Source organism: Corallococcus sp. CA047B, assembly GCF_003612065.1.
Taxonomy (GTDB): domain Bacteria; phylum Myxococcota; class Myxococcia; order Myxococcales; family Myxococcaceae; genus Corallococcus; species Corallococcus praedator.
The window spans coordinates 1-395 of record NZ_RAWD01000748.1; the positions used below are offsets into that span (position 1 = coordinate 1).

The window sequence follows — 395 nt, forward strand, 5'->3', positions numbered from 1 at the left end:
CTTGTCTACGAGGGGCCCGGCAAGATCACCCTGGCCGACAAGCCGAAACCGGCGTTGCAGGCACCCGGCGACGCCGTGGTGCGCGTCACGTTGACCACCATCTGCGGCACCGATCTGCACATCATCAAGGGCGACGTCCCGACCTGCGAGCCGGGGCGCACGCTGGGCCACGAAGGCGTGGGCGTGGTGGAATCGGTCGGCGCGGCCGTGACATCGCTACAGCGGGGTGATCACGTGCTGATCTCGTGCATTTCGTCTTGCGGAAAATGTGCGAATTGCCGGCGTGGCATGTACTCGCATTGCGAAACGGGCGGCTGGATCCTGGGACATCGCATCGACGGCGTGCAGGCCGAGTACGTCCGCATTCCGCATGCGGAGACCAGCCTCTACAAACT

Annotated in this window: 1 protein-coding gene; it reads left to right on the forward strand. The window is 64.8% G+C overall.

Annotated elements, in window-relative coordinates; translation table 11 throughout:
• Positions 1 to 395 (forward strand): alcohol dehydrogenase catalytic domain-containing protein (locus tag D7X74_RS42485; RefSeq protein ID WP_158622386.1); only part of this gene is annotated, 395 nt, incomplete at both ends.